Genomic DNA, 26346 nt, shown 5'->3' with positions numbered 1-26346 from the left:
GGCAGGCGCCGGCCGGCGGCGCGCGCGGGTCAGGTCTCTTGCGCGTGCTTGCTTGCCGCGGCCCGCCGCATCACAGCACGCCCTTCGCGCGCAGCGCGGCGATCTGCTCCGCGCCGTAGCCGAGCATGTCCGCCAGCACGGCGTCGGTGTGCTCGCCCAGCAGCGGCGGGTGGCGCACGGCCTCGGGCGGGGTGGCGCTCATCTTGATCGGGCTGCCGACCAGCTTGACCTCGCCGGCGCTCGGGTGCGGCAGGTCCACGCGCAGGCCGCGCGCCTTGACCTGGGCATCCTCGAACACGTCGTCCAGGGTGTTGATCGGGCCGCACGGCACGCCGGCGGCTTCCAGGTCCAGGATCCACTGCGCGCGCGTGCGCGGCCTGACCATCTCGGCCAGGATCGGCACCAGCACGTCGCGCTGGGCCACGCGCTGCGGGTTGGTGGCGAAGCGCGCGTCGTCGGCCAGTTCGGGCCGCCCGCCCGCGGTGACGAACTTGCGGAACTGGCCGTCGTTGCCCACCGCCACGATGATCCAGCCGTCGGCGGCCTGGAAGGTCTGGTAGGGGACGATGTTCGGGTGGGCATTGCCCCAGCGCCTGGGCGCCACGCCGCTGGCCAGGTAGTTGGTGTTCATGTTGGCCAGCATGGCGACCTGCACGTCGAGCAGGGCCATGTCGATGTACTGGCCCTCTCCGGTGCGCTCGCGGTGCGCCAGCGCCGCCAGCACGGCGATGGTGGCGTACTGGCCGGTCATCAGGTCGGAGATGGCCACGCCGGCCTTCTGCGGGCCGCCGCCGGGCAGGTCGTCGCGCTCGCCGGTCAGGCTCATGAAGCCGCCCATGCCCTGGATGATGAAGTCGTAGCCGGGGCGCGCCGCGTAGGGGCCGGTCTGGCCGAAGCCGGTCACGGAGCAGTAGATCAGGTCGGGCTTGACCGCCTTGAGCGACGCGTAGTCCAGGCCGTACTTCCTGAGCTGGCCGACCTTGTAGTTCTCCAGCACCACGTCGCTCTGCGCGGCCAGCGCGCGCACCACGTCCTGGCCTTCCGGCGTGCTGATGTCGCAGGTCACGGAGCGCTTGTTGCGGTTGGCGGCCAGGTAGTAGGCGGCTTCGGCGGTGTCGCGGCCGTCGGCGTCCTGCAGCCAGGGCGGGCCCCAGGTGCGGGTGTCGTCGCCGGCGCCGGGGCGCTCGATCTTGATCACGTCGGCGCCGAAGTCGGCAAGGTTCTGGGCGCACCACGGCCCGGCGAGAACGCGGGTCAGGTCGAGGACGCGGAGGTGGCTTAAGGCTCCCATTGGGTTGGATGCGGTTCCGGAAGGGGTGGGCAGGAGAAGGCCGGGCGGCCCCCGCCGCCGGGTTCCCGCGGGCAGCGGGGGGCGGCGTTCGAGGGCAATCTCGGGGCAACCGGGAGCGGCGGGCAGCCGGCCCCGGGGCGGCCGGCCGGGACAGCCAGCACTTTACCACCGGCACGCCGCCGGAGGCACATCGCGGCGCGCCGCGCCGCACCCGGGGCCGCCCGCTCCGCGAAAGCCCCGGCGCCGCGCCGCGGGGGCAGGCTTCCCCGTATAATCAATGGTTTGCAAATCCACACTGACCGACAGCGACCTGCCACGCCGCGGGACGCCCTGCCCAGAACATGAAAGTCTCCGACATCCGCAGCAAGTTCCTGCAGTACTTCGAATCGAAGGGCCATACCGTGGTCCGCTCGTCCAGCCTGGTGCCGGGGAACGATCCGACGCTGCTGTTCACCAACTCCGGCATGGTGCAGTTCAAGGACGTGTTCCTCGGCACCGACAAGCGCCCGTACACGCGCGCCACGTCGTCGCAGCGCTCGGTGCGCGCCGGCGGCAAGCACAACGACCTGGAGAACGTGGGCTACACCGCGCGCCACCACACGTTCTTCGAGATGCTCGGCAACTTCTCGTTCGGCGACTATTTCAAGCGCGAAGCCATCCAGTACGCGTGGGAGCTGCTGACCAAGGTCTACCACCTGCCGGCCGAGAAGCTGTGGGTCACGGTGTACGCGGAAGACGACGAAGCCTACGACATCTGGTCCAGGGAAGTGGGCGTGCCGGCCGAGCGCATCGTGCGCATCGGCGACAACAAGGGCGCGCGCTACGCCTCGGACAACTTCTGGCAGATGGCCGATACCGGCCCGTGCGGCCCGTGCTCGGAAATCTTCTACGACCACGGCCCGGAAGTGTGGGGCGGCCCGCCGGGATCGCCCGAGGAAGACGGCGACCGCTACATCGAGATCTGGAACCTGGTGTTCATGCAGTTCAACCGCGACGAGCAGGGCAACATGCCGCGCCTGCCCAAGCCCTGCGTCGACACCGGCATGGGCCTGGAGCGCATCGCCGCGGTGCTGCAGCACGTGCACAGCAACTATGAGATCGACCTGTTCCAGGCGCTCATCAAGGCCGCCGCGCGCGAGACCGGCACCAGCGACCTGAACAACAACTCGCTCAAGGTCATCGCCGACCACATCCGCGCCTGCTCGTTCCTGATCGTCGACGGCGTGATCCCCGGCAACGAAGGCCGCGGCTACGTGCTGCGCCGCATCGTGCGCCGCGCCATCCGCCACGGCTACAAGCTGGGCCGCAAGACCCCGTTCTTCCACAAGCTGGTGCCGGACCTGGTGGCGCAGATGGGCCAGGCCTACCCCGAGCTGGCCGAGGCCGAGTCGCGCGTGACCGAGGTGCTCAAGGCCGAGGAAGAGCGCTTCTTCGAGACCATCGAGAACGGCATGGCCATCCTCGACGCCGCGCTGGCCGACGTGAAGGCCAAGGGCGGTACCGTGCTCGACGGCGAACTCGCGTTCAAGCTGCACGACACCTTCGGCTTCCCGCTCGACCTGACGCAGGACGTGTGCCGCGAGCAGGAACTGACGGTGGACGAAGCCGCCTTCGACGCGGCCATGAACCGCCAGCGCGAGCAGGCCCGCGCCGCCGGCAAGTTCAAGATGGCCGCCGGCCTCGAATACCACGGCGACAGGACCACCTTCCACGGCTACGAGAAGCTGGGCGTGGACGGCGCGAAGATCACCGCGCTGTACGTGGACGGCGCCGCCGTCGACACCATGCAGCCCGGCCAGACCGGCGTGGTGGTGCTCGACAACACCCCGTTCTACGCCGAGTCCGGCGGCCAGGCCGGCGACCAGGGCGAACTGCGCGCCGGCGCGGCCGTGTTCAGCGTGGCCGACACCACCAAGGTGCAGGCCGACGTGTTCGGCCACCAGGGCACGCTGGCCGGCGGCGCGCTCAAGGTCGGCGACAGCGTGAGCGCGCAGGTCGACGCGGCGCGCCGCGCGCGCACCATGCGCAACCACTCGGCCACCCACCTGATGCACAAGGCGCTGCGCGAGGTGCTGGGCACCCACGTGCAGCAGAAGGGCTCGCTGGTGGATGCCGACAAGACCCGCTTCGACTTCTCGCACAACGCGCCGATGAGCGACGAGCAGATCCGCCGCGTCGAGGAGATCGTCAACGCCGAGATCCTGCAGAACGCCGCCACCGGCGCCGAGGTCATGCCGTTCGACGATGCCGTCAAGAGCGGCGCGATGGCGCTGTTCGGCGAGAAGTACGCCGACGACGTGCGCGTGTTGTCGATCGGCAGCTCGAAGGAACTGTGCGGCGGCACCCACGTGGCGCGCACCGGCGACATCGGCCTGTTCAAGATCGTGATGGAAGGCGGCGTGGCCGCCGGCATCCGCCGCGTCGAAGCCATCACCGGCGACAACGCGCTGCACTACCTGCAGGCGCTCGACGCCAAGCTCAACGAAGCCGCCGCCGCGCTCAAGGCCCAGCCGTCCGAGCTGGTGCCGCGCATCGGCCAGGTGCAGGAGCAGGTGCGCGCGCTGGAGAAGGAACTCGAGCGCCTCAAGAGCAAGCTGGCCGCCTCGCAGGGCGACGAGCTGGCCGCGCAGGCCATCGACGTCAAGGGCATCAAGGTGCTGGCCGCCCAGCTCGACGGCGCCGACGTCAAGACGCTGCGCGAGACGATGGACAAGCTCAAGGACAAGCTCGGCAGCGCGGCCATCGTGCTGGGTGCCGTGGCCGACGGCAAGGTCAGCCTGATCGCCGGCGTGACGGCGGACGCGACCGGCCGCGTCAAGGCCGGCGAACTGGTCAACTTCGTCGCCCAGCAGGTCGGCGGCAAGGGCGGTGGCCGTCCCGACATGGCGCAGGCCGGCGGCACCGAGCCGGCCAACCTGCCCAAGGCCCTGGCCGGCGTGGGCGAGTGGGTGGCGGCGAAGGTCTGAGGTTCCAAAGGCGCCGATCGTCCGATCGGTTCGCTCCCCTCTCCCGCTTGCGGGAGGGGGGCCGGGGGAGAGGGCGGGAGCTTGCGAATGCTGCCGTGCCGGAAAAGACCGTCGGCTCCGTTCATTGCTTCGGGCAGTTCCCCAAAGGCGCTTCGGCGCCTTTTTTCATGTCCCTTGCTACGTTTCCCGGCTGAGTTTGCCCATCAGCGTCAGGATGTCGATCGGCAGCGGAAACACGATGGTCGAGCTCTTGTCGCCGGCGATCTGCGTGAGCGTCTGCAGGTAGCGCAGCTGCATCGCCTGCGGCTCGCGCGCCAGCATCTGCGCGGCCTCGAGCAGCTTGACCGAGGCCTGCAGCTCGCCCTCGGCGTGGATCACCTTGGCGCGCCGCTCGCGCTCGGCCTCGGCCTGGCGCGCGATGGCGCGGATCATGGTCTCGTTGAGGTCGACGTGCTTGATCTCCACGTTCGAGACCTTGATGCCCCAGCTGTCGGTCTGGGCGTCGAGCGCTTTCTGGATGTCGATGTTGAGCTGCTCGCGCTCGGCCAGCATCTCGTCGAGCTCGTGCTTGCCCAGCACCGAGCGCAGCGTGGTCTGCGCGAGCTGGCTGGTGGCCTCGAGGAAGTTGGCCACCTGGATGATGGCGCGCTCGGGGTCGATCACGCGGAAGTACACCACCGCGTTGACCTTGACCGAGACGTTGTCGCGCGAGATCACGTCCTGCGGCGGCACGTCCATCACCACCGTGCGCAGGTCCACGCGCACCATCTGCTGCACGGCCGGGATCAGGATCACCAGCCCGGGGCCTTTCACCTTCCAGAAGCGCCCGAGCATGAACACCACGCCGCGCTCGTATTCGCGCAGCACGCGGATCGACGAGACGATGAGCAGGGCGATGAGGAAGACCAGACCGCCCGCGCTGAATCCGAATGCCATGATCATGCTCCTCGAGTGGATGGGTGGATGGTGGCCGGCGCGTTGGCCGCATCTTGGACGGGACCTTCGGCCGCATCCTCGGCGGCATCGAGCGCGCGCACTTCCAGCAGCAGCCCGTGGCGCCCGACCACGCGCACGCGCTGGCCGGGCGCGAGCGGCAGCGCGCCGTGCACGCGCCAGCGCTCGCCGCGCACCTCGGCCCAGCCGTCCTGGCGCGCGCCGTCGCGCAGCTCCAGCATCACGCCGGGCAGGCCGAGCATGGCGTCGCCGCCGCTGACGGTGGGCAGGCGCCGCGCGCGCCACAGCAGCGTCCAGACGGCCAGCAGGAAGGCGGCGCTCGCCAGCGCCAGCGCGCCGATCAGCCACAGCGGGATGCCGAAGCCGGGCACGTCGGTGTCGATCAGCATCACCGCGCCGAACACGAAGGCGATGATGCCGCCCACGCCGAGCGCGCCGAAGGTGGGCAGGAACAGCTCCGCCACCATGCAGCCCACGCCCAGCGCGATCAGGCCCAGCCCGGCGTAGCTGACCGGCAGCATCTGCAGCGCGAACAGCGCCAGCAGCAGGCAGATCGCGCCGGCCACGCCGGGCAGCACCATGCCCGGCGTGGAGAACTCGAAGATCAGGCCGTAGATGCCGATCATCATCAGGATCAGCGCCACGCTCGGCTCGGTGATGACCGCCAGGAAGCGGCTGCGCCAATCCGGCTCCAGCATCTGCACCGGCGCCTGCGCGGTGTGCAGCACGCGCTCCACGCCGGCGGCCTGCACGCGCCGGCCGTCGAGCGCGCGCAGCAGCGCCGGCAGGTCCGGCGCGAGCAGGTCGGCCACGCGCTGGGCCACGGCTTCGCTGGCCGACAGGCTGACCGCCTCGCGCACCGCGCGCTCGCCCCATTCGGCATTGCGCCCGCGCAGTTGCGCCAGGCCGCGGATGTAGGCCGAGGCATCGTGCATCTGCTTGCGCTCCATCGTGTCCTGCGGCGGGGCGCCGGCGGGCGCCGAGGCGGGCGTGGCTTCCGGCTTCTGCGCGCCGCCCGGGCTGCCCGGGCCGCCAATGCCGATCTGCACCGGGCTGGCCGCGCCCAGGTTGGTGCCCGGCGCCATCGCGGCGATGTGGCTGGCGTAGAGGATGTAGGTGCCGGCGCTGGCCGCGCGCGCGCCGCCCGGGTAGACGTAGCCGGCCACCGGCACCGGCGAGGCCAGGATGGCCTGGATGATCTCGCGCATCGACAGGTCCAGCCCGCCGGGCGTGTCCATTTCCAGCACGATCAGTTGCGCGCCGCCGTCGCGGGCATGCGCCATGCCGCGCACGATGAAGCTGGCGCTGGCCGGGCCGACCGCGCCCTTGAGCGGGATCACCACGACCGGCGCGGCCGATGCGGCTGGCGCGGCCGACGGAGCCGCCGGGGCAGCAAAGGCGATGGCGGCGAGGACAGTGGCAAAGACGGCAGCCAGGCCGGGCCGGCTGGCGGCGGCAAGCCATCGCAAGAGCATCGGAGCACGCATCATGGCAAGGGCGCCGGCACAGTGAGTGCAAGCGCGGCGCCACTTCCAGTGTAGGCGAACGGCCACATCCTGCCGGGAACACCGCGCTGGTCCGCGCCGGCCGGCGGCCCGCGGGTGGCGTTCAGGCCGCCGCGGCCAGCCGGACCCGCTCGGCCAGCGCCGTCAGCGCCGTGTTCGCCATCGCCGGATGCCAGGCCAGCAGGGTGTCGGCCTTGCCCGCCGCGCCCATCGGATGCAGGCTGATGCGGGGCAGGTCGCGGTACAGGGCAAGTACCGAGCGCGGCACGATGGCCACGCCGATGCCGGCCGCCGCGCAGGCGATGATGGCGTGATAGGAGCCCAGCTCCAGCACCCGGCGCGGCGGGCTGTCGCCGGCGGCCAGCCAGGTCTCCAGCCGCATGCGGTAATGGCAGCCCGGCTCGAAGGCCAGCATGGTGCGGCTTTCCAGGTCGGCCGCGCCGCGGATGGGCGGGTGGTGCTCGCGCGCGACCAGCACCAGTTCCTCGCGGAAGGCCGGCAGCGACGCCAGCGCGGGATCGTCGAGCGGCTCCGCCACGAAGGCGCAGTCCACCTCGAAGCGGCCCAGCGCCTGCAGCGCCTGGCGCGTGGGCAGCGTCACCAGCTCGAGCTGCACCTCGGGCCAGGTCTGGTGGTAGGCGGCCAGCAGCGCGGGCAGGCGGCTGGCCGCCGTGCTTTCCATCGAGGCGATGCGCAGGCGTCCCTGCGGCTTGGCGGGCAGCACGGCCTGGCGCGCTTCCTCGGCCAGGTCCAGCACGCGCCGCGCGTAGTCGAACAGGGTCTGCCCGGCCGGCGTCAGCACCATGCGCTTGCCGTCGCGCAGGAACAGCGCCACGCCGAGCGAGTCCTCGAGCTGGCGGATGCGGGTGGTGACGTTGGACTGCACGCGGTGCAGGCGCGCCGCGGCGCGCGTGACGCCGCCTTCCTCGACCACGGAGCGGAAGATTTCCAGGGATGCCAGGTCCATTGCGATGCCTTTGCCAGGGTTGCCGCCGGCGTGCCGCGTGCCTTGCCGGCCAGCGCCGCCGGTCCGCGCCGCCGGTCCACGCCATCTTCCATCTCGCCGGAAGATCGTTGCGTTCTCGATTATTCATTTTTCAGCGGCGTCCCGGCAGCGTAGCATGCGGCGATGGATTCCACATTCCCGACCTGCGGCGCCCGCGCGCCCGGCTTTCGCCTCGTTTTCCGCCTCGTCTTCCGCTCCCCGCGAGGCGCCGGCTGATGGGCAGCGCCGACCACCCGCTCGACGCCGCGCTGGCGCCCGCGCGCGCGCAGCCCGGCACCTGGACCGTGGCGCTGGCCGGGCTGGCCGCGCTGGGCGTGGCGATGGGCATCGGCCGCTTTGCCTTCACGCCGCTGCTGCCGATGATGCTGCATGACGGCAGCGTCACGCTGGGCGAGGGCGGCTGGCTGGCCACGCTGAACTACCTCGGTTATTTCGCCGGCGCCGCGGCCTGCCTGTTCATGCGCCCGGAGCCGGCGCGCATGGTCCGGCTGGGGCTGGCCGCCACCGTGCTGCTGACGCTCGGCATGGCCGCGCCCGGCGGCATGGCGGCGTGGGGCCTGTGGCGCGCCGCCGCCGGCGTGGCCAGCGCGCTGGTGATGGTCTACGGCACGGCGTGGTGCATGCACCGGCTGGCCGAGCTGGGCCGCGCGCCGCTGGGCGGCCTGATCTTCTGCGGCCCGGGCATCGGCATCGTCTTCACCGGGGTGTCGGCGTTCGGCATGGTCGGCGCCGGCTGGCGGGCCGGCTGGGCCTGGCTGGCCTTCGGCGTGCTGGGCGCGGCGCTGGTCGCGGCGGTCTGGCGGGTGTTCCGGCCCGCGCCGCGCGCCGCCACCGGTTCAGCCACGGCGGCCGCGGCGGCCACGGCCGCCATGCCGCGGCTCGACCGCGCGGCCTGGCTGCTGACGCTGGCCTACGGCCTGGCCGGCTTCGGCTACATCATCACCGCCACCTTCCTGCCGGTGATCGCGCGCCAGGCCATGCCCGGCTCGGTCTGGGCCGACCTGTTCTGGCCCATCTTCGGCGCCGGCGTGACGATCGGCGCCCTGGCCGCGTCGCGCGTGGGCGCCGAGCGCGACAACCGCAAGCTGCTGGCCTTCACCTACGCCATGCAGGCCGCGGGCGTGGCGATCGCGGTGGCGTGGCCCACGGTGGCGGGTTTCGCGCTGAGCAGCCTGCTGGCGGGGCTGCCGTTCAACGCGCTGGTGGCGTTCGCCATGCGCGAGGCCCGGCGGCTGTGGGGCGGGCAGGCGCAGCGCCTGATGGGGCTGATGACGGCCAGCTACGGGCTGGGCCAGATCGTCGGGCCGCCGCTGGCCACCGCGCTGGTGGCGCGCACCGGCGGCTTTGCCGCCTCGCTGTGCTGCGCCGCCGCGGCGCTGCTGCTGGGCGGCGCGATGTTCGCCTGGATGGCGCGCGCGCCGGCGCGCTAGCCGCGCGCGGGGCCGCGCCTGACGGCGCCACGGGCTTGCGCTACAGTATCGCCTTCGCTGCGCCGCACCGCCGCCCGCACGGGCGCGCCGCGCGCGTGGCGCAGGAGCCGATCCCCATGTCATTCGCCTTGCAGCCCGCCCGCGCCGCGGGCGCCACCCAGCCCGCCACGCCGCTCGAGGCGCGCCTGCGCGCCGACCTGGCGGCGGCCTACCGCCTGTGCGCGCTGCAGGGCTGGGACGACCTGATCTACACGCATATCTCCGCCGCCGTGCCGGGCGAGCCGGACCACTTCCTGATCAACCCGTTCGGCTTCGCCTTCGACGAGATCCGCGCCAGCGACCTGGTCAAGATCAACGGCCGCGGCGAGGTGGTGGGCGCCAGCGCGCACCCGGTCAACGTCACCGGCTTCGCGCTGCATGGCGCGGTGCACGCGGCGCGGCCCGACGCGGTGTGCGTGATGCACCTGCACAATACCGCCGGCGTGGCGGTGTCGGCCCAGGCGCGCGGCCTGCTGGCGCTGTCGCAGCACGCCATGCGCTTCCACGGCCGGCTGGCCTACCACGACTACGAGGGACTGGCCTTCTCGCCGGCCGAGGGCGCCCGCCTGACCGCTTCGCTCGGCCGGCAGCCGGCCATGCTGCTGCGCAACCACGGCACCCTGACGGTGGGCCGCACCGTGGCCGAGGCCTACGTGCTGATGGCCACGCTGATCAAGGCCTGCGAGATCCAGATCGCCGCCCAGGCCGGCGGCGAGGTCGTGCAGCCGGCGCCCGCGGTGGCCGCGCATGCCGCCGCGCAGCTCGACGACGGCGGCGCGCTGGAAGGCGAGCTGGAATGGCCGTCGCTGCTGCGCAAACTCGATAGAATCGATGCTTCTTACCGCGACTGACGCGCCCCCGCGCGCCGCTCCCGGCCTCATCAAGACCCCCGGAACACAGGAACCCACGCCATGCCGACTTACCACGTAGAACTCTTCGAAGGCCGCTCGATCGAGCAAAAGCGCAAGCTGGTCGAGGAAGTCACCCGCGTCACCTGCGAAACGCTGGGCTGCTCGGCCTCGGCGGTGGACATCGTCATCACCGAGGTCAAGCGCGAGAACTGGGCCACCGGCGGCGAACTGTGGGCCGACAAGAAGTAGGCGCCGGCCGGCCCCCGCGGCGCCCGCCGCGCTGATACCGCACGCATTCCACCCGTCACGGATTCCCCTTTCATGCAGCATTTCGCCTCCGACAACTACGCCGGCTTCTGTCCGGAATCGCTCAAGTATTTCCTCGAAGCCAACGGCAGCGGCCACGAGCAGGCCTATGGCGACGACTCCTGGACCCAGAAGGTCTGCGACCGCATCCGCGACCTGTTCCAGACCGATTGCGAAGTCTTCTTCGTCTTCAACGGCACCGCGGCGAACTCGCTGGCGCTGTCGGCGCTGTGCCAGTCCTACCACTCGGTGATCTGCCACGAGCTGGCGCACATCGAGACCGACGAATGCGGCGGCCCGGAATTCTTCTCCAACGGCTCCAAGCTGCTGACCGCGCCGGGCCCCAACGGCAAGCTCACGCCGGACGCGGTGAAGGCGCTGGTCACGCGCCGCTCCGACATCCACTATCCCAAGCCCAAGGTGGTGTCGCTGACGCAGTCGACCGAGGTCGGCACGGTGTACACGGTGGAGGAGGTGCGCGCCATCGCCGCCATCGCCAAGCGCCGCCAGTTGCGCGTGCACATGGACGGCGCGCGCTTCGCCAACGCGGTGGCCTCGCTGGGCGTGCATCCGTCCGAGATCACCTGGCGCGCCGGCGTCGACGTGCTGTGCTTCGGCGGCACCAAGAACGGCCTGCCGGTGGGCGAGGCGGTGGTGTTCTTCGACCGCAAGCTGGCCGAGGACTTCGCCTACCGCGTCAAGCAGGCCGGCCAGCTGGCCTCCAAGATGCGCTTCATCTCGGCGCCGTGGCTGGGCCTGCTGGAGAACGACGTGTGGCTGGCCAACGCGCGCCACGCCAACGCGATGGCGCAGCTGCTGCACGAGCGCATCGCCACCATCCCGGGCGTGCGCATCATGTTCCCGACCGAGTCCAACGCGGTCTTCGCCGAGCTGCCGCTGACGGCCATCGAGGCGCTGCGCGCCAAGGGCTGGCGCTTCTACACCTTCATCGGCGCGGGCGGCTGCCGCTTCATGTGCGCGTGGGACCTGCAGCCGGAAACCGTGGAGGCGCTGGCCGCCGACATGCGCGTGGCCTGCGCCGCCTGAGCATCGCCCGAACGCGCCCGGGTGCGGTCCCGGGCGCGGCGCCGGCAGGCAAGCAGGCGGCAACACCGGCATCGTGGCAAGCCGACGGGCCGGCAGACAGACAACAAGGCCGGCAAGGCCGAAAGACAAGGAGCTCCGCAATGTCCTACTACCGATACTGCCCCCAATGCGGCTCGCCGCTGGAAGTGCTGCCGCATTCCGGCCGCGAGCGCGATGCCTGCGTCCAGCCCGACTGCGGCTTCGTCCACTGGAACAACCCGCTGCCGGTGCTGGCCGCGGTGGTCGAGTACGAAGGCAAGCTGCTGCTGGCGCGCAACGCCGCCTGGCCCGAGAAGATGTTCGCCCTGGTGACGGGTTTCCTCGAACGCGACGAAACGCCCGAGCAGGGCGTGGCGCGCGAGCTCAAGGAGGAGACCAACCTGGACGCGCACGCGGTGTCGCTGATCGGCGTGTACGAGTTCATGCGCAAGAACGAGCTGATCATCGCCTACCACGTGCAGGCCAGCGGCACCGTCTCGCTGTCGGAAGAACTGGCCGACTACAAGCTGGTCGCGCCCGGCGACATGCGCATCTGGTCCGCCGGCACCGGCTTCGCGGTGGCCGACTGGCTGGCCTCGCGCGGCCACCCGGTGCGCTTCTTCGACCGCAACACCGGCGAGGACATCCCCGACCCGCGCCGCCGCGACGCGTTCGACCTGACCGGCGCTTCGCTACAATACAGGCCATAAATACCCAGAACCAAGGAAGAGCGGAATGGAGTTCCAGAAAGAAGTGGACGCGCGGGGCCTGAACTGCCCGCTGCCGATCCTGCGTACCAAGAAGGCGCTGGCCGACATGGCCAGCGGCGATGTGCTCAAGGTGCTGGCCACTGATCCGGGGGCGACGCGTGATTTTCAGGCGTTCGCCAAGCAGACGGGCAATGAGTTGCTGTCGCATCAGGAGGTGGATAAGGTGTTTGTTTTTTATATGCGGAGGCGGTGAGGGATTTGGGTTTGAGGGGGCTTTAAAGTCAAAGGCTTAACTTCAAAATCAACGGCTTAAAGTCAACATCAAAGTCAAAGGCTTTCGCTCCTCCGGAGCGACTTACTTTCTTTTGTCCGAAAAGAAAGTAAGCCAAGAAAGCGGACTGCCTGGCCGGCAGGGGCAGAAACGTTGGGGTTTCTAGTGTTTCTGGTTTCGTGGTGGGGTCTGTGGTTCTGCCGGGGTTCTGCCGGTACCGGTTTTGGTGGCCACGTTCTCTCGGGTGGTGTTCGATTCGTGGTGGCGCTGCATGATGGCGGAGGTCCAGGCCCTTCGGGCTGCTGCCGCGACCGGGGCGGATGGGTGCGATGTCTCGATCGGTACTGGATTCGTGGTGGGCGCGGTGGCCCCGGCTTGAAACGTACCTGCTTGAGAGATGCTGACACGAGAGCGCTCAACGCTGATCCAAACCTCACACACCCGCGCTGGGTCCACCACGCCCACCACGAAACCAGTGGCGGTGCTACGCCGTGACCGCCAGCACCGGTAACGGCAGATGCCCGAACCAGCAGTGCGCTCGCCATCATAGGTCTGACCCCGAAACCACTGCCGCCAGCTAGATCGTGGCCAGCCGAACCGGTAACGGCAGAATCCCGGCAGAACTACAGGCCCCACGACGAAACCACCAACAAGAGAAATCCCAACGTTTCTGCCCCTGCCGGCCAGGCAGCCCGCTTTCTTTGCCTACTTTCTTTTCGGGGAAAAGAAAGTAGGTCGCTCCGGGGGAGCGAAAGCCTTTGACTTTGATGTTGACTTTAAGCCTTTGAAGTTAAAGCCCTTGAAGTCAAAGCCCCCAAAACCAAACAGCCTAACCTCACCCTTCACCCAGCAAACCAAAAAACAAAAAAAAGCCCCGCAAAGCAGCCAAAAAACCGGCCACCCTGCAGGGCTTCCCTTATCCAGCAAAACCACCTACAACAATCACCCCCGCGTACGCAGGTAAGTACCGAATTCGTCCATCACCTCCGGGTGCTTGAGCGCGAACTCCACGGTGGCCTTGAGGTAGCCGAGCTTGCTGCCGCAGTCGTAGCGCACGCCCTTGTAGCGGTAGGCCAGCACCTGTTCCTGGCCGAGCAGCGAGCCGATCGCGTCGGTGAGCTGGTACTCGCCGCCGGCGCCCGGCTTGAGGCTGCGGATATGGTCGAAGATGCGCGGCGTCAGGATGTAGCGGCCGACCACGCCGAGGTTGGAAGGGGCATCCTCGGGCGCGGGCTTTTCGACGATGCCCGAGACCTTGATCACGCCTTCGTCCCATTCGCGGCCGTCGACCACGCCGTAGGAGCGGCTCTGCTCGGGCGCGATTTCTTCCACGCCCAGCACGGAGCAGTTGTAGTGGCCGTACAGGTCCGTCATCTGCTTCATCACGGGCGGGTCGCCGTCGAGCAGGTCGTCGGCCAGCATGACCGCGAACGGTGCGTCGCCGACCAGCTTTTCGGCGCACAGCACGGCGTGGCCGAGCCCGAGCGCCTCGGGCTGGCGCACGTAGAAGAATTCCACGTGCGACGGCTTGATCGAGCGCACCAGCGACAGCAGCGCCTGCTTGTTCTTGGCTTCCAGCTCGGCCTCGAGCTCGTAGGCCTTGTCGAAATGGTCCTCGATGGCGCGCTTGGAGCGCCCGGTCACGAAGATCATTTCGGTGATGCCGGCGGCCATCGCTTCTTCCACCGCGTACTGGATCAGGGGCTTGTCGACCACCGGCAGCATTTCCTTGGGGCTGGCCTTGGTAGCGGGCAAGAAGCGGGTGCCGAGACCGGCTACGGGGAAGACAGCCTTGGTGACACGGGTTTCCATAACAGGTATTCCTTATCGTTTCGGTGTAGACAACCCTGCTGGTGACGCAAAGCTCATGCCGGCAGACGCCCCAGTTGATCCTGGAGCTTGCCCAGTGTCTGTTCGAAATCGGACAGACGCTGGGTTTCCTGCGCGACCACGGCCGGCGGTGCCTTGGCGACGAAGCTCTCGTTGGAAAGCTTGCCGCGGCACTTGCCGATCTCGGCGCTGAGGCGCTCTATTTCCTTGGACAGGCGCGCGCGCTCGGCGGCCACGTCGATCTCGATTTTCAGCAGCAGGCGATTACCGCCGACGATGGCCACCGGCGCGCCGGCGCCTTCCGTCATCAGGGCGTTCTCGTCTTCGAATACCTTCACCTCGGAAAGTTTCGCCAGCGCCTGCACATAGGCCTGGGCCGAGGCCAGGAAGGCGCTGTCGCCCTGCGCGTAGAGCGGGATGCGCTGGGCCGGCGAGATGTTCATCTCGCCGCGCAGGTTGCGGCAGGCGTCGACCACCGCCTTGAGCTGCGCGGTCCACTGCTCGGCGGCCTCGTCGATCTTGGCCACGGCCGGCAGCGGGTAGGCCTGCAGCGCCAGCGTCTCGCTGCCGTCGCCCTTGGCGCGGCCGGCGAGCGGGGCCACCTTCTGCCACAGTTCCTCGGTGATGAAGGGGATGATCGGATGGGCCAGGCGCAGCACCGTCTCCAGCACGCGCAGCAGCGTGCGGCGCGTGGCGCGCTGCTGCGCCGGCGTGCCGTTCTGGATCTGCACCTTGGCCAGTTCGAGGTACCAGTCGCAGTATTCGTCCCACACGAACTTGTAGATGGCGCTGGCGATATTGTCGAAGCGGTATTCGGCGAAGCCCTTTTCCACTTCGCCCTCCACGCGCTGCAGCAGCGACACGATCCAGCGGTCGGCCTGGGAGAAGTCCAGGTAGCCGTCCGGGCCGCAGTCGTTGTTGCACGGGCCCATGCCGCAGTCATGGCCTTCGGTGTTCATCAGCACGAAGCGGGTGGCGTTCCACAGCTTGTTGCAGAAGTTGCGGTAGCCTTCGCAGCGGCCGGTGTCGAAATTGATGTTGCGGCCCAGCGTGGCCAGCGAGGCGAAGGTGAAGCGCAGCGCGTCCGCGCCGAAGGCGGGAATGCCGTCGGGGAATTCCTTGCGGGTCTTCTTCTCGATCTTGGGCGCGTCCTTGGGGCGGCGCAGGCCGGTGGTGCGCTTCTTGAGCAGCGGCTCGAGCTCGATGCCGTCGATCAGGTCCACCGGGTCGAGCGTGTTGCCCTCGGACTTGCTCATCTTCTTGCCTTCCGAGTCGCGCACCAGGCCGTGCACATAAACGGTGTGGAAAGGCACCTTGCCGGTGAAATGCTTGGTCATCATGACCATGCGCGCCACCCAGAAGAAGATGATGTCGTAGCCGGTGACAAGTGCCGACGACGGCAGGAAATGCTGCAGTTCGGGCGTCTCGGCGGGCCAGCCGAGCGACGAGAACGGGACCAGCGCGGACGAGAACCAGGTGTCGAGCACGTCGTCCTCGCGGCGCAGCGCGCCGGTGCTGCCGGCGGCCGCGGCCTGCGCGCGCGCGTCTTCCTCGGTGCGCGCGACGAAGCACTTGCCGCTGTCGTCGTACCAGGCCGGGATCTGGTGGCCCCACCAGAGCTGGCGCGAGATGCACCAGTCCTGGATGTTCTCCAGCCACTGGTTGTAGGTGCTGTTCCAGTTCTCCGGGATCAGCTTGATCTCGCCGCCGCGCACGGCCTCGAGCGCCACCTCGGCGATCGAGCGGCCCGGGTAGAAGGTGCCTTCGGGCGCCGGCTTGCTCATGGCGACGAACCACTGGTCGGTCAGCATCGGCTCGATGGCGCTGCCGGTGCGCTCGCTGCGCGGCGTCATCAGCTTGTGCTTCCTGACCTCGGCCAGCAGGCCCTGCGCGTCGAGGTCGTCGACGATGCGCTTGCGCGCGTCGAAGCGGTCCAGCCCGGCGTAGGCCGCCGGCGCGTCGGCGACGATCCTGGCGTCGAGCGTGAGGATGGACAGCTGCGGCAGGCCGTGGCGCTGGCCCACCGCGTAGTCGTTGAAGTCGTGGCCCGGCGTGACCTTGACCACGCCGGTGCCGAACTCGCGGTCGACGTAGTCGTCGGCGATGACCGGGATGTCGCGGCCGGTCAGCGGCAGGCGCACCGACTTGCCGATCAGGTGCGCATAGCGCTCGTCTTCCGGGTGCACCATCACGGCGACGTCGCCCAGCATGGTTTCCGGGCGGGTGGTGGCCACGGTCAGGTGGGTCAGGCCGCGCACGCCGTCGGCTTCGGTGAGCGGATAGCGGATGTGCCACATCGAGCCTTCTTCCTCGACGTTCTCCACTTCCAGGTCGGACACCGCGGTGCCCAGCACCGGGTCCCAGTTGACCAGGCGCTTGCCGCGGTAGATCAGGCCCTGCTCGTACAGGCGCACGAACACTTCGGTGACCGCCTTCGACATCTCCGGTGACATCGTGAAATATTCGTGGCTCCAGTCGATCGAGGCGCCCATGCGGCGGATCTGGCGCGTGATGGTCGAGCCGGACTCTTCCTTCCAGGCCCACACCTTCTCGGTGAACTTCTCGCGGCCGAGCTCGTGGCGCGAGACGCCCTGGGACTCGAGCTGGCGCTCCACCACGATCTGGGTGGCGATGCCGGCGTGGTCGGTGCCGGGCACCCACAGCGTGTTGGCGCCGGACATGCGCGCGTGGCGGGCCAGGCCGTCCATGATGGTCTGGTTGAAGGCATGGCCCATGTGCAGCGTGCCGGTCACATTGGGCGGCGGCAGCTGGATGCAGAAATCGGGGCGGTCCGAGTCTAGGGTCGGCTTCGCGATGCCGCGCTTCTCCCACTCTGGGCCCCACTTGGCCTCAATGGCGGCGGGTTCGAAGCTCTTGGCAAGGGACTGGTCTTGGGCGGTCATGCTCGGGGTGTCGATGATTGCGTCGGATTCTGCGGCCCAGGCGGGCGGGGCAAACGCGCCGGGGAAAACGTCAAATTATAGGGGAGGCGGGATGCCTGCGCGGGAAAAGACCCCGCGCAGGCCGGTTCCGCGCCGTCCCCGGGGCGAGCCGGGACGCCGATCCGGGCGCGATCCGCGGGCACCGGGCCACGATGCCTGCGCAATCCGGGCGCCATTTTGCCGCCGTCCGCGCGCGCCGGGTGGATTTCCGGATACTTCCTGCGAGGGGATCACGTGGCCTGGCGGCCGTGTCCGCGGCCCCGCGCGGCCCCGCGCCGGGCCACGCCGGGCCGCAGGCACGGGCGATGGAGGCGCCCCGGTATAATTCCCGGCATTCCACAAGGCCTCCCGATGTCCGACCTGCTTGCCAATCTCAACGCCGAACAACTTGCCGCCGTCACCCTGCCTGACGAACCGGCACTGATCCTGGCGGGCGCGGGCAGCGGCAAGACCCGCGTGCTGACCACGCGCATCGCCTGGCTGATCCAGAACGGGCGCGTGTCGCCGGCCGGCCTGCTGGCGGTGACGTTCACCAACAAGGCCGCCAAGGAAATGACCGCGCGGCTCACCGCGATGCTGCCGATCAACACGCGCGGCATGTGGATCGGCACCTTCCACGGCCTGTGCAATCGCATGCTGCGCGCGCATTTCCGCGACGCCGGGCTGCCGCAGACCTTCGCCATCCTCGACAGCCAGGACCAGCTCTCGGCGCTCAAGCGCCTGCTCAAGTCGCTCAACGTGGACGACGAGAAGTACCCGCCCAAGAGCCTGCAGTACTTCATCAACAACGCCAAGGAGCAGGGCCTGCGCCCGGCCGACGTGGAGGCCAACGACGACTTCAACCGCCGCTTCGTCGACCTCTACGCCGCCTACGACCAGCAGTGCCAGCGCGAAGGCGTGGTCGACTTCGCCGAGCTGCTGCTGCGCTGCTACGAGCTGCTGCGCTACCACGACGCCATCCGCCAGCATTACCAGCACCGCTTCCGCCACGTCCTGGTGGACGAGTTCCAGGACACCAACGTGCTGCAGTACCGCTGGCTCAAGCTGCTGGCCGGCTTCGGCACGCCCAACCCGGCCGCGGTGTTCGCGGTGGGCGACGACGACCAGAGCATCTATGCGTTCCGCGGCGCCAACGTCGGCAACATGCGCGACTTCGAGCATGAGTTCCGCGTGCGCCACATGATCAAGCTCGAGCAGAACTACCGCTCGCACGGCCACATCCTCGATTCGGCCAACCACCTGATCGCGCACAACGCGCGCCGCCTGGGCAAGAACCTGCGCACCGACGCCGGCCACGGCGAGCCGGTGCGGGTGTTCCAGGCGGGCTCGGACGGCCAGGAAGCGGCCTGGATGGTGGAGGAGATCCGCGACCTGGTGGCGCAGGGCATGAGCCGCGCGGAGATCGCCATCCTCTACCGCAGCAACGCGCAGTCGCGCGTGATCGAGCACGCGCTGTTCTCGTCGGGCATCCCGTACCGCGTGTACGGCGGCCTGCGCTTCTTCGAGCGCGCCGAAGTCAAGCACGCGCTGGCCTACCTGCAACTGCTGGAGAACCCGCGCAACGACGCCGCCTTCGGGCGCGTGGTGAACTTCCCCGCGCGCGGCATCGGCGCGCGCTCGCTGGAGGCGCTGCAGGACGCCGCGCGCCAGTACGGCTGCTCGCTGGCCGAGGCGGTGGCCTACGTGCCCGGCAAGGCCGGTAGCACGCTCGGCGCCTTCGTGCGGCTGATCGAGAAGATGCACGCCGAGACGCGCCGCCTGACGCTGCCGGAGACGGTCGAGTACGTGACCAACACCAGCGGCCTGATCGAGTATTACCGCGGCGAGAAGGAAGGCCAGGACCGCATCGAGAACCTGCAGGAACTGGTGACGGCGGCGCAGGCCTTCGTGATGGAGGAAGGCTACGGCCTGGACGCGCTGGCCAGCGCGATCCCGGTCGGGCGCGACGGCGCGCAGGTGCTGCCGGCGCTGGCCGACGGCGACCAGGCGCAGCAGGTGCTGGACCCCGAGGCGCTGCCGGTGGTGATGACGCCGCTGGTGGCCTTCCTGACCCACGCCTCGCTCGAGGCCGGCGACAACCAGGCGCAGGCCGGCCAGGACGCGGTGCAGATGATGACCGTGCACGCGGCCAAGGGGCTGGAGTTCAACGCGGTGTTCATCACCGGGCTGGAGGAGGGCCTGTTCCCGCACGAGAACAGCGCCAACGAGGCCGACGGGCTGGAGGAAGAGCGCCGCCTGATGTACGTGGCCATCACGCGCGCGCGCGAGCGGCTCTACCTGTCGTTCGCGCAGAGCCGCGTGCTGCACGGGCAGATGCGCTATCACGTGCGCTCGCGCTTCTTCGAGGAGTTGCCCGAGGAAGCGCTCAAGTGGCTGCAGCCGCAGGCGCCGTCCTACGGCGCGCAGCGCCGCCAGCAGAGCGAAAGCGGCTGGGGCCGCGACTGGTTCAAGAAGCCCGAGGACGTGCCCTACTCGGGCACCAAGCCCACCGGCGGCATGGATACCGGCAACGGCTACGCCGACGCCAAGCGCGAGGCCGGCTCCGGCCTGCGCATCGGCCAGAGCGTGTTCCACAACAAGTTCGGCGAGGGTGTCATCAAGGCGCTCGAGGGCGACGGCGCCGATGCGCGCGCCAACATCGAGTTCAAGCGCCACGGCGCCAAGTGGCTGGCGCTGTCGGTCGCGAAGCTGGACCCGATCGACTGAAGGCGCGCCGTCATGCCGCGGTGTCGAGGCTGCCGGCCGGGTTTTCCGGGACCACGTTGAAGCAGCCGCGGTAGGTCGCGTAGAACGAGCAGTACATGATCGCCAGCATCAGCAGCGAGTACGGCGTGACCAGGAACGAGAGCAGGGTCTCGGCGCCGAGCGCGCCGAACAGCGCCTCGAGGAAGAACGGAATCGCCACCAGCAGCACCGCGAACACCACCGCGTAGGCCAGGAAGGCGCCGCGGTTGCGCCAGCACGCGGTCCAGCTGAAGAACAGCGCCTTGACCGGCGGCACGTTGTGCCAAGCGGTCAGCAGCGGGGCGAACCAGAACATCATGGCGATCGGCGTGTACAGCGCGGCGCCGATCATCAGCGCGAAATAGAGCTGGCGCACGGCGTCGGGCGAGGGCGCTTCCTCCTTGAGCAGGATCGGCACCAGCGTGCTGATGTCCACCAGGCTGCCGGCGATCAGGCTCAGCACGAACACCAGCGCGGCGTAGATGCCGCCGAGCACCAGCAGGTTGCGGCTGGCCAGCTTGCCGTTGGCGCGGAATCCCGCCAGCAGCACGGTGGGCAGCACCCGCTTGTTCTGGATCACCTCGCGGCAGGCGGTCATGATGCCGACCGACAGCCCGGGGGTGATCACCAGCAGCGCGATGATGCCGATCAGCGGCACGAACACGGCCAGTTGCGCGGCGATCAGGTAGATGAACAGCAGCATCAGGAAGGCGAGCGGGTTCTTGCGGAACAGCCAGACGCCCTGGCGGAACCAGACATAACCTTCCTTGGCGGAAACTTCCAGTAATTGCATGATGCTCAGGTCCAGGGCAGCGCGGCGGCTTCGATGCGCCGGCGCAGGATGCGTTCGAAATGGGTCGGGTCGTGCGGCTGCAGCATGTCGGCCTCGCGCGGGAGGTAGAAGTCCCACAGGCGCGAGACCCAGAAACGCAGCGCGCCGGCGCGCAGCATGTCGCGCCAGCGTGCCGCCTCGACCGCGCCCAGCGGCCTTACCGCATGATAGGCCCGCAGCAGCGCGCGGGCGCGCGTGTCGTCGAGCGCGCCGCTGGCCAGGTCGATGCACCAGTCGTTGACGGTGACGGCCAGGTCGAACAGCCACTTGTCGTTGCCGGCGAAGTAGAAGTCGAAGAAGCCGCCGAGCTTGTCGTGGCCGTGCCCGTCGGTCTCGAACAGGGCGTTGTCGCGGAACAGGTCGCAGTGGCAGGGGCCGCCCGGCAGCGCGGCGTAGTCGGCGCCGTGGAAGAAGGCGGCCTGGTGCGCCAGTTCCTGCTGCAGCAGCGCGCGCTGGCCGGCATCGAGGAACGGCAGGATCTCGGTCTCGGTCTGCTGCCACCACGGCAGGCTGCGCAGGTTGGGCTGCTGGCGCGGATAGCTCTGGCCGGCCAGGTGCATGCGCGCGAGCATGTCGCCGACCTCGGCGCAGTGCCCGGCCGCGGGCGCGAGCTGCGAGCTGCCCGGCAGGCGCGTGACGATGGTGGCCGGCTTGCCCTTGAGCGCGCGCAGGATCTCGCCGTCGCGGCCCGGCACCGGCGCCGGCACGCGGATGCCGTGCCCGGCCAGGTGGGCCATCAGGTGCAGGTAATACGGCAGCTGCGCGAAGGTCAGCCGCTCGAAGATGGTCAGCACGTACTCGTGCGTGCCATCCTCCCGCTCCGTGGTCAGGAAGAAATTGCTGTTCTCGATGCCCGAGGCGATGCCGCGCAATTCGCGCATTTCGCCCAGGTCGTAGTCAAGGAGCCAACTGGCGATCTCGTCCGGCGAGACCGTGGTGAATACGGCCATACTCTTTGTGTGAATCGAAACGGATGGCGGCGCGCGCAAACGCTTGCGCATCGCCGCGGCGTGGATGCCGGATGTTGCCGGCGCGGCCCCGCCGCGCTGGCCTGGCGGGGTCGTGGGAAATCGGAAAAGCGGTAGCCGGACGCGTCTCCGGGCGCAAGCGCCCGCGGCCGCATGCCGGCGTCATGGCCCGGAGGCCCCGCGCACGGGCCGGATTGCGCCATCCGGCCCGCGCATGGCTCAGAACTGCAGCACGTTGACCGACGGCACGCGGTTCATTTCGCGGTCGCGGATCTTCGGCGAGCTGTCCTCCGGCTTGCTCATCTGGTACTTGGTGCCGACCCCGGACTTGACCTCGATGTCCGTGGCCTGGCCTTTGTTGCGGTATTCCCGGATCTGCGTGCCGTCCGGCTCGTTGAGCTGGAAGCTCGGCTCGCGCGGCTGGTTGAGCTGCGTCTTGGCCGGCGGGGCGATCGGGCTGTTGTTGATCTCGTTGAGCTCTTGCTGGGTCAGCGCGCCGCCGACCTGTTCGGTGCCTTGCTGCGCCAGCGCCGCGAACGGCACGCCGAGCGCCAGCAGGACGGCGGCGGCCAGCATCCGGGCGGATGCCGGGAACGGCTGCTCCGGCGCGCCCGCGCTCGCGGCGGCCAGGAGGGAGGGGGAGGTCATTCAGGGCTCCTGTGCGATCCAGCAATCGGGCATGCTGCATCGCGAATGGCGCTGCAGCCCGGCGGCGCCGGGCTTTGGCAGTGGATCAGGCTTCCATTCTAGCAATTCCTGCCCGCGCCGGGCTCCCGCGGTGATCCGCCGGGCACCCGGGCGCGCGCGCCGGCCTGCCCGTGGCACGGCCGGCGGCATGACAGGCGGCACTACAGGTAGAACATCTCCTCCTTGGGCGGGATCGGGTTGTCGCCGCCGCGCTGCTCGTAGTATTCATATACCGCTTCGAGCACTTCATGCGGCTCGTCGACGATCTTCATCAGGTCGAGGTCGTGCTCGGCGATCAGGCCCATCGGCAGCAGCGTGAAGCGGAACCAGTCGAGCAGACCCTTCCAGAAGCGGCTGCCGAACAGCACCACCGGCACCGCGCGCGACTTGCCGGTCTGCACCAGGGTCAGCACCTCGGCGAGTTCGTCGAGGGTGCCGAAGCCGCCCGGCATCACGATGAAGGCGTCCGAGTTCTTGACGAAAGTGACCTTGCGCGTGAAGAAGTGGCGAAAGCGCATGGCGATGTCCTGGTACGGATTGCCCTGCTGTTCGTGCGGCAGCTCGATGTTCAGGCCGACGCTGGCCGACTTGCCGGCGTGGGCGCCCTTGTTGGCGGCCTCCATGATGCCGGGGCCGCCGCCCGAGATCACGGCGAAGCCGGCGTCCGAGAACAGGCGCGCGATCTCGATGGTGCGCTGGTAGTACGGCGAATCCTCGCGCAGGCGCGCGCTGCCGTAGATCGACACCGCCGGGCGGATCTCCGAGAGGTACTCGGTCGCCTCGATGAACTCTGCCATAATCGTGAACATTTGCCACGAAGCGCGTGCTTTCTTTGCGGTGGCGCGGTCTTCGTCGGCCAGCGCGCGCAGGCTGGGAATCATCTTGCGCGGGTTGGCGCGGATGCCGGCGGCGGGGGATGTATCTCCGGGGCCCTCGGCAGCGGCGCTGACCGTCACGTTCACATCCATATCGGCCGCGGTGGTCATGCTGCCCTGCGCGGCCTGCTTGAGTGCCGCGGCCGGTTCGGCGGCGCCTGCCGCGTCCGAGCGGGGAGCGGCGTTCGCACCGCCTGCGGCGGCACCAGTCAATTTTGAGTCCATGGGAATGTCGGATAGTCCAAAAACACTCTTGCTCGTCGATGGGTCGAGCTATTTGTATCGCGCGTATCACGCCCTGCCGGACCTGAGGAACGCGGAGGGGCTGCCCACAGGGGCAATCTACGGCATGATCAATATGCTGCGCAAGCTGCGCAACGATTTTCCGGCAGAGTATAGCGCCTGCGTGTTCGACGCCAAGGGCAAGACCTTCCGCGACGATCTCTACCCCGCCTACAAGGAGCATCGCCCCTCGATGCCCGAGGATCTGGCCAGGCAGATCGAGCCGATCCACGACGCGGTGCGCGCGCTGGGCTGGCCCATCGTGGTGGTGGACGGCGTGGAGGCCGACGACGTGATCGGCACGCTGGCGCGCCAGGCCACCGCCGAGGGCATGCGCACGGTGGTCTCCACCGGCGACAAGGACCTCGCGCAACTGGTGGACGAGCATGTCACGCTGGTCAACACCATGAGCGGCGAGGTGCTCGACCCGCCCGGCGTGGTGGCCAAGTTCGGCGTGCCGCCGCAGCGCATCGTCGACTATCTCTCGCTGATCGGCGACGCGGTGGACAACGTGCCCGGCGTGCCCAAGGTGGGGCCCAAGACCGCGGTCAAGTGGCTGACCGAATACGGCACGCTCGACGACATCATGGCCAATGCCGCCGGCATCAAGGGCGTGGTCGGCGAGAACCTGCGCAACACGCTGGCGTGGCTGCCCAGGGCGCGCGAGCTGGTGACGGTCAAGACCGACTGCGACCTGACGGCCGCGCTGGGCGATTTCCACCATCTCAAGGACGCCGGCGAGGACAGGGAGAAGCTGGTCGAGTTCTTCTCGCGCTATGGCTTCAAGACCTGGCTGCGCGAAGCCACCGGCGAGAGCCTGCCCGATCCGCGCGCCCAGGCGCGCGCGCGCGCCGGCGAGCCGCTGCCGCAGGGTAGCGCGCAGGGGAATGGCCCGGCCGCCGGCCCGGCCCAGGGCGGGCTGTTCGATGCCGCGCCGGCGCAGATCCGCTACGAAGCCATCACCACCGAGGCCGAACTGGAAGCATTCATGCGCCGCGTGGAAGCCGCGCCGCTGGTGGCCATCGACACCGAGACCACTTCGCTCGACCCGATGCAGGCGCAGATGGTCGGCATCTCGATGTCGATCGAGCCGGGCGAGGCGGTCTATATCCCGGTGGCCCACGCCGGCCCCGACGTGGTGGGCCTGGAAGGGCGCGGCCAGTTGTCGCGCGAGTTCGTGCTCGGGCGCATGCGCGCGTGGCTCGAAGACCCGTCGCGCGCCAAGCTCGGCCAGCATCTCAAGTACGACGTGCACGTGTTCGCCAACCACGGCGTGGCGCTGCGCGGCGTCGCGCACGACACCATGCTGCAGAGCTACGTGCTGGCCTCGCACCGCAACCACGGCATGGACAGCCTGGCCGAGCGCCTGCTCGGCCTCAAGACCATCACCTACGAGGAAGTGTGCGGCAAGGGCGTGAACCAGATCTGCTTCGACCAGATCGACATCGCGCGCGCCACCGAGTACGCCGCCGAGGATGCCGACGTCACGCTGCGCCTGCACCGCAACATGTACCCGCAGCTCGAGGCGCTGGACAAGCTGCTCTACGTCTACGAGAAGATCGAGATGCCGGTCTCGGTGGTGCTGCAGAAGATCGAGCGCAACGGCGTGCTGATCGACGCCGAGCGCCTGGCCGCGCAGAGCGCGCAGCTCGGCCAGCGCATGCTGGAGCTCGAGCAGGCCGCCTACGACGCGGCCGGCCAGCCGTTCAACCTCGGCTCGCCCAAGCAGATCGGCGAGATCCTGTTCGGCCAGATGAAGCTGCCGGTGGTCAAGAAGACCGCCAGCGGCGCGCCCTCCACCGACGAAGAGGTGCTGCAGAAGCTGGCCGAGGACTATCCGCTGCCCAAGCTGCTGCTGGACTACCGCGGCCTGTCCAAGCTCAAGTCCACCTATACCGACAAGCTGCCCAAGATGGTCAACGCGGCCACCGGGCGCGTGCACACCAGCTACGGACAGGCTACCGCGGTGACGGGGCGCCTGGCCTCGACCGATCCCAACCTGCAGAACATCCCGGTGCGCACCGAGGAAGGCCGCCGCATCCGCGAGGCGTTCATCGCCGGCCCCGGCAACGTGATCGTCTCGGCCGACTACTCGCAGATCGAGCTGCGCATCATGGCCCATATCTCGGGCGACGAGAACCTGACGCGCGCGTTCGCCGAGGGCGCGGACGTGCACCGCGCCACCGCCGCGGAAATCTTCGGCGTGGACCCGGCCGCGGTCAGCAGCGAGCAGCGCCGCTACGCCAAGGTCATCAACTTCGGCCTGATCTACGGCATGAGCGCGTTCGGCCTGGCCAGCAATCTCGGCATCGAGCGCGAAGCCGCGCGGCACTACATCGACCGCTATTTCATGCGCTATCCGGGCGTGGCGCACTACATGGAAGAGACGCGCCAGACCGCGCGCGAGCAGGGTTTCGTCGAGACCGTGTTCGGCCGTCGCCTGTGGCTGCCGGACATCAACGGCGGCAACGGCCCGCGCCGCCAGGGCGCCGAGCGCGCGGCCATCAACGCGCCGATGCAGGGCACCGCGGCCGACCTCATCAAGCTGTCGATGATCGCCGTGCAGGACTGGCTCGAGGCGGACCGGCTCGGCACGCGCCAGATCATGCAGGTGCACGACGAACTGGTGCTGGAAGTCCCCGAGGCGGAGCTGGCGCTGGTCAAGGTCAGGCTGCCGGAGCTGATGTGCAACGTGGCGAAGCTGCGCGTACCGCTGGTGGCCGAAGTGGGCAGCGGCAGCAACTGGGAAGAAGCGCACTGAGCGCCGGGCCCGCCCACGCGCGCCGCCGTGCCTGCATCCGGTTTCGATTGA

At 69.2% G+C, this 26346-nt stretch carries 19 protein-coding genes; 9 read left to right on the top strand and 10 right to left on the bottom strand.

What is annotated here, in order from left to right; all coding sequences use genetic code 11:
• Nucleotides 1-70: 70 nt before the first annotated feature.
• Nucleotides 71-1291, bottom strand: a complete 1221-nt coding sequence (locus tag ACWTPI_RS14830; RefSeq protein WP_020206516.1) for a CaiB/BaiF CoA transferase family protein — start codon at nt 1289-1291, stop codon at nt 71-73.
• 341 nt (nt 1292-1632) lie between these two features.
• Between ACWTPI_RS14830 and alaS the strand changes: the two genes are divergently transcribed.
• Nucleotides 1633-4257, top strand: coding sequence for an alanine--tRNA ligase (gene alaS, locus ACWTPI_RS14825; protein ID WP_454732016.1), 2625 nt, complete (start codon nt 1633-1635; stop codon nt 4255-4257).
• Nucleotides 4258-4434: 177 nt separating this feature from the next.
• On the opposite strand, the gene ACWTPI_RS14820 is transcribed toward alaS, so the two are convergent.
• The 3 genes from ACWTPI_RS14820 to ACWTPI_RS14810 form a co-directional block, all read right to left on the bottom strand.
• Complete coding sequence (locus tag ACWTPI_RS14820; protein WP_029044354.1) at nt 4435-5193, bottom strand: slipin family protein; 759 nt, start codon at nt 5191-5193, stop codon at nt 4435-4437.
• Between the two features lie 2 nt (nt 5194-5195).
• Nucleotides 5196-6686, bottom strand: a complete 1491-nt coding sequence (locus tag ACWTPI_RS14815) for an NfeD family protein (protein ID WP_454740520.1) — start codon at nt 6684-6686, stop codon at nt 5196-5198.
• Between the two features lie 133 nt (nt 6687-6819).
• Complete coding sequence (locus tag ACWTPI_RS14810; RefSeq protein WP_020206520.1) at nt 6820-7683, bottom strand: LysR substrate-binding domain-containing protein; 864 nt, start codon at nt 7681-7683, stop codon at nt 6820-6822.
• Nucleotides 7684-7937: 254 nt separating this feature from the next.
• On the opposite strand from ACWTPI_RS14810, the gene ACWTPI_RS14805 reads away from it, so the two are divergent.
• From ACWTPI_RS14805 to ACWTPI_RS14780, 6 genes are all read left to right on the top strand, one after another.
• On the top strand, nt 7938-9152 hold the full coding sequence (locus tag ACWTPI_RS14805) for a YbfB/YjiJ family MFS transporter (protein ID WP_454732015.1): 1215 nt from the start codon (nt 7938-7940) through the stop codon (nt 9150-9152).
• 116 nt (nt 9153-9268) lie between these two features.
• The gene (locus ACWTPI_RS14800) at nt 9269-10042 is read left to right on the top strand and encodes a class II aldolase/adducin family protein (RefSeq protein ID WP_059411381.1); all 774 of its coding nucleotides are present in this window, start codon (nt 9269-9271) and stop codon (nt 10040-10042) included.
• A gap of 60 nt (nt 10043-10102) precedes the next feature.
• Entirely contained in the window at nt 10103-10291 is a 189-nt protein-coding gene (locus tag ACWTPI_RS14795; protein WP_020206523.1) for a 4-oxalocrotonate tautomerase, read from the top strand.
• Nucleotides 10292-10363: 72 nt separating this feature from the next.
• Nucleotides 10364-11395, top strand: coding sequence for a threonine aldolase family protein (locus ACWTPI_RS14790; protein ID WP_454732014.1), 1032 nt, complete (start codon nt 10364-10366; stop codon nt 11393-11395).
• 140 nt (nt 11396-11535) lie between these two features.
• A complete protein-coding gene (locus ACWTPI_RS14785; protein ID WP_454732013.1) occupies nt 11536-12123 on the top strand; it encodes an NUDIX domain-containing protein in 588 nt (195 codons plus the stop codon).
• Nucleotides 12124-12148: 25 nt separating this feature from the next.
• Nucleotides 12149-12376 carry a sulfurtransferase TusA family protein gene (locus ACWTPI_RS14780; RefSeq protein ID WP_011297045.1) on the top strand — a complete coding sequence of 76 codons (228 nt, stop codon included), beginning with the start codon at nt 12149-12151 and terminating at the stop codon, nt 12374-12376.
• Nucleotides 12377-13336: 960 nt separating this feature from the next.
• On the opposite strand, the gene galU is transcribed toward ACWTPI_RS14780, so the two are convergent.
• A complete protein-coding gene (galU, locus tag ACWTPI_RS14775) occupies nt 13337-14206 on the bottom strand; it encodes a UTP--glucose-1-phosphate uridylyltransferase GalU (protein ID WP_059411296.1) in 870 nt (289 codons plus the stop codon).
• Nucleotides 14207-14259: 53 nt separating this feature from the next.
• Nucleotides 14260-17127 carry a valine--tRNA ligase gene (locus ACWTPI_RS14770; RefSeq protein WP_454732012.1) on the bottom strand — a complete coding sequence of 956 codons (2868 nt, stop codon included), beginning with the start codon at nt 17125-17127 and terminating at the stop codon, nt 14260-14262.
• Between the two features lie 390 nt (nt 17128-17517).
• On the opposite strand from ACWTPI_RS14770, the gene ACWTPI_RS14765 reads away from it, so the two are divergent.
• On the top strand, nt 17518-19872 hold the full coding sequence (locus ACWTPI_RS14765; protein ID WP_454732011.1) for a UvrD-helicase domain-containing protein: 2355 nt from the start codon (nt 17518-17520) through the stop codon (nt 19870-19872).
• Nucleotides 19873-19882: 10 nt separating this feature from the next.
• On the opposite strand, the gene ACWTPI_RS14760 is transcribed toward ACWTPI_RS14765, so the two are convergent.
• The 4 genes from ACWTPI_RS14760 to ACWTPI_RS14745 form a co-directional block, all read right to left on the bottom strand.
• Nucleotides 19883-20683, bottom strand: a complete 801-nt coding sequence (locus tag ACWTPI_RS14760; protein WP_020200896.1) for a BPSS1780 family membrane protein — start codon at nt 20681-20683, stop codon at nt 19883-19885.
• 5 nt (nt 20684-20688) lie between these two features.
• Nucleotides 20689-21672, bottom strand: a complete 984-nt coding sequence (locus ACWTPI_RS14755) for a homoserine kinase (protein WP_454732010.1) — start codon at nt 21670-21672, stop codon at nt 20689-20691.
• Nucleotides 21673-21909: 237 nt separating this feature from the next.
• Nucleotides 21910-22338, bottom strand: a complete 429-nt coding sequence (locus tag ACWTPI_RS14750) for a DUF2782 domain-containing protein (RefSeq protein WP_029043170.1) — start codon at nt 22336-22338, stop codon at nt 21910-21912.
• A gap of 200 nt (nt 22339-22538) precedes the next feature.
• A complete protein-coding gene (locus tag ACWTPI_RS14745; RefSeq protein ID WP_081651299.1) occupies nt 22539-23477 on the bottom strand; it encodes an LOG family protein in 939 nt (312 codons plus the stop codon).
• A 4-nt stretch (nt 23478-23481) separates the two neighbouring features.
• Here ACWTPI_RS14745 and polA point away from each other — a divergent pair, with 4 nt between their 5' ends.
• The gene (polA, locus tag ACWTPI_RS14740) at nt 23482-26295 is read left to right on the top strand and encodes a DNA polymerase I (RefSeq protein ID WP_454732009.1); all 2814 of its coding nucleotides are present in this window, start codon (nt 23482-23484) and stop codon (nt 26293-26295) included.
• The last annotated feature ends 51 nt before the right edge of the window (nt 26296-26346 follow it).

The sequence above is a fragment of the Cupriavidus ulmosensis genome, assembly GCF_977008105.1.
The sequence above is the reverse complement of the archived record's forward strand: the minus strand, read 5'-3'. Positions and strand labels throughout refer to the sequence as shown.

Coding starts and splice junctions, on each gene's coding strand:
- alaS (WP_454732016.1), top strand. CDS start 1,633: ATGAAAGTCTCCGACATCCGCAGCAAGTTCCTGCAGTACTTCGAATCG.
- ACWTPI_RS14760 (WP_020200896.1), bottom strand. CDS start 20,683: ATGCAATTACTGGAAGTTTCCGCCAAGGAAGGTTATGTCTGGTTCCGC.
- polA (WP_454732009.1), top strand. CDS start 23,482: ATGTCGGATAGTCCAAAAACACTCTTGCTCGTCGATGGGTCGAGCTAT.
- galU (WP_059411296.1), bottom strand. CDS start 14,206: ATGGAAACCCGTGTCACCAAGGCTGTCTTCCCCGTAGCCGGTCTCGGC.
- ACWTPI_RS14800 (WP_059411381.1), top strand. CDS start 9,269: ATGTCATTCGCCTTGCAGCCCGCCCGCGCCGCGGGCGCCACCCAGCCC.
- ACWTPI_RS14795 (WP_020206523.1), top strand. CDS start 10,103: ATGCCGACTTACCACGTAGAACTCTTCGAAGGCCGCTCGATCGAGCAA.
- ACWTPI_RS14765 (WP_454732011.1), top strand. CDS start 17,518: ATGTCCGACCTGCTTGCCAATCTCAACGCCGAACAACTTGCCGCCGTC.
- ACWTPI_RS14810 (WP_020206520.1), bottom strand. CDS start 7,683: ATGGACCTGGCATCCCTGGAAATCTTCCGCTCCGTGGTCGAGGAAGGC.
- ACWTPI_RS14770 (WP_454732012.1), bottom strand. CDS start 17,127: ATGACCGCCCAAGACCAGTCCCTTGCCAAGAGCTTCGAACCCGCCGCC.
- ACWTPI_RS14785 (WP_454732013.1), top strand. CDS start 11,536: ATGTCCTACTACCGATACTGCCCCCAATGCGGCTCGCCGCTGGAAGTG.
- ACWTPI_RS14805 (WP_454732015.1), top strand. CDS start 7,938: ATGGGCAGCGCCGACCACCCGCTCGACGCCGCGCTGGCGCCCGCGCGC.
- ACWTPI_RS14750 (WP_029043170.1), bottom strand. CDS start 22,338: ATGACCTCCCCCTCCCTCCTGGCCGCCGCGAGCGCGGGCGCGCCGGAG.
- ACWTPI_RS14820 (WP_029044354.1), bottom strand. CDS start 5,193: ATGGCATTCGGATTCAGCGCGGGCGGTCTGGTCTTCCTCATCGCCCTG.
- ACWTPI_RS14790 (WP_454732014.1), top strand. CDS start 10,364: ATGCAGCATTTCGCCTCCGACAACTACGCCGGCTTCTGTCCGGAATCG.
- ACWTPI_RS14780 (WP_011297045.1), top strand. CDS start 12,149: ATGGAGTTCCAGAAAGAAGTGGACGCGCGGGGCCTGAACTGCCCGCTG.
- ACWTPI_RS14755 (WP_454732010.1), bottom strand. CDS start 21,672: ATGGCCGTATTCACCACGGTCTCGCCGGACGAGATCGCCAGTTGGCTC.
- ACWTPI_RS14815 (WP_454740520.1), bottom strand. CDS start 6,686: ATGCTCTTGCGATGGCTTGCCGCCGCCAGCCGGCCCGGCCTGGCTGCC.
- ACWTPI_RS14745 (WP_081651299.1), bottom strand. CDS start 23,477: ATGGACTCAAAATTGACTGGTGCCGCCGCAGGCGGTGCGAACGCCGCT.
- ACWTPI_RS14830 (WP_020206516.1), bottom strand. CDS start 1,291: ATGGGAGCCTTAAGCCACCTCCGCGTCCTCGACCTGACCCGCGTTCTC.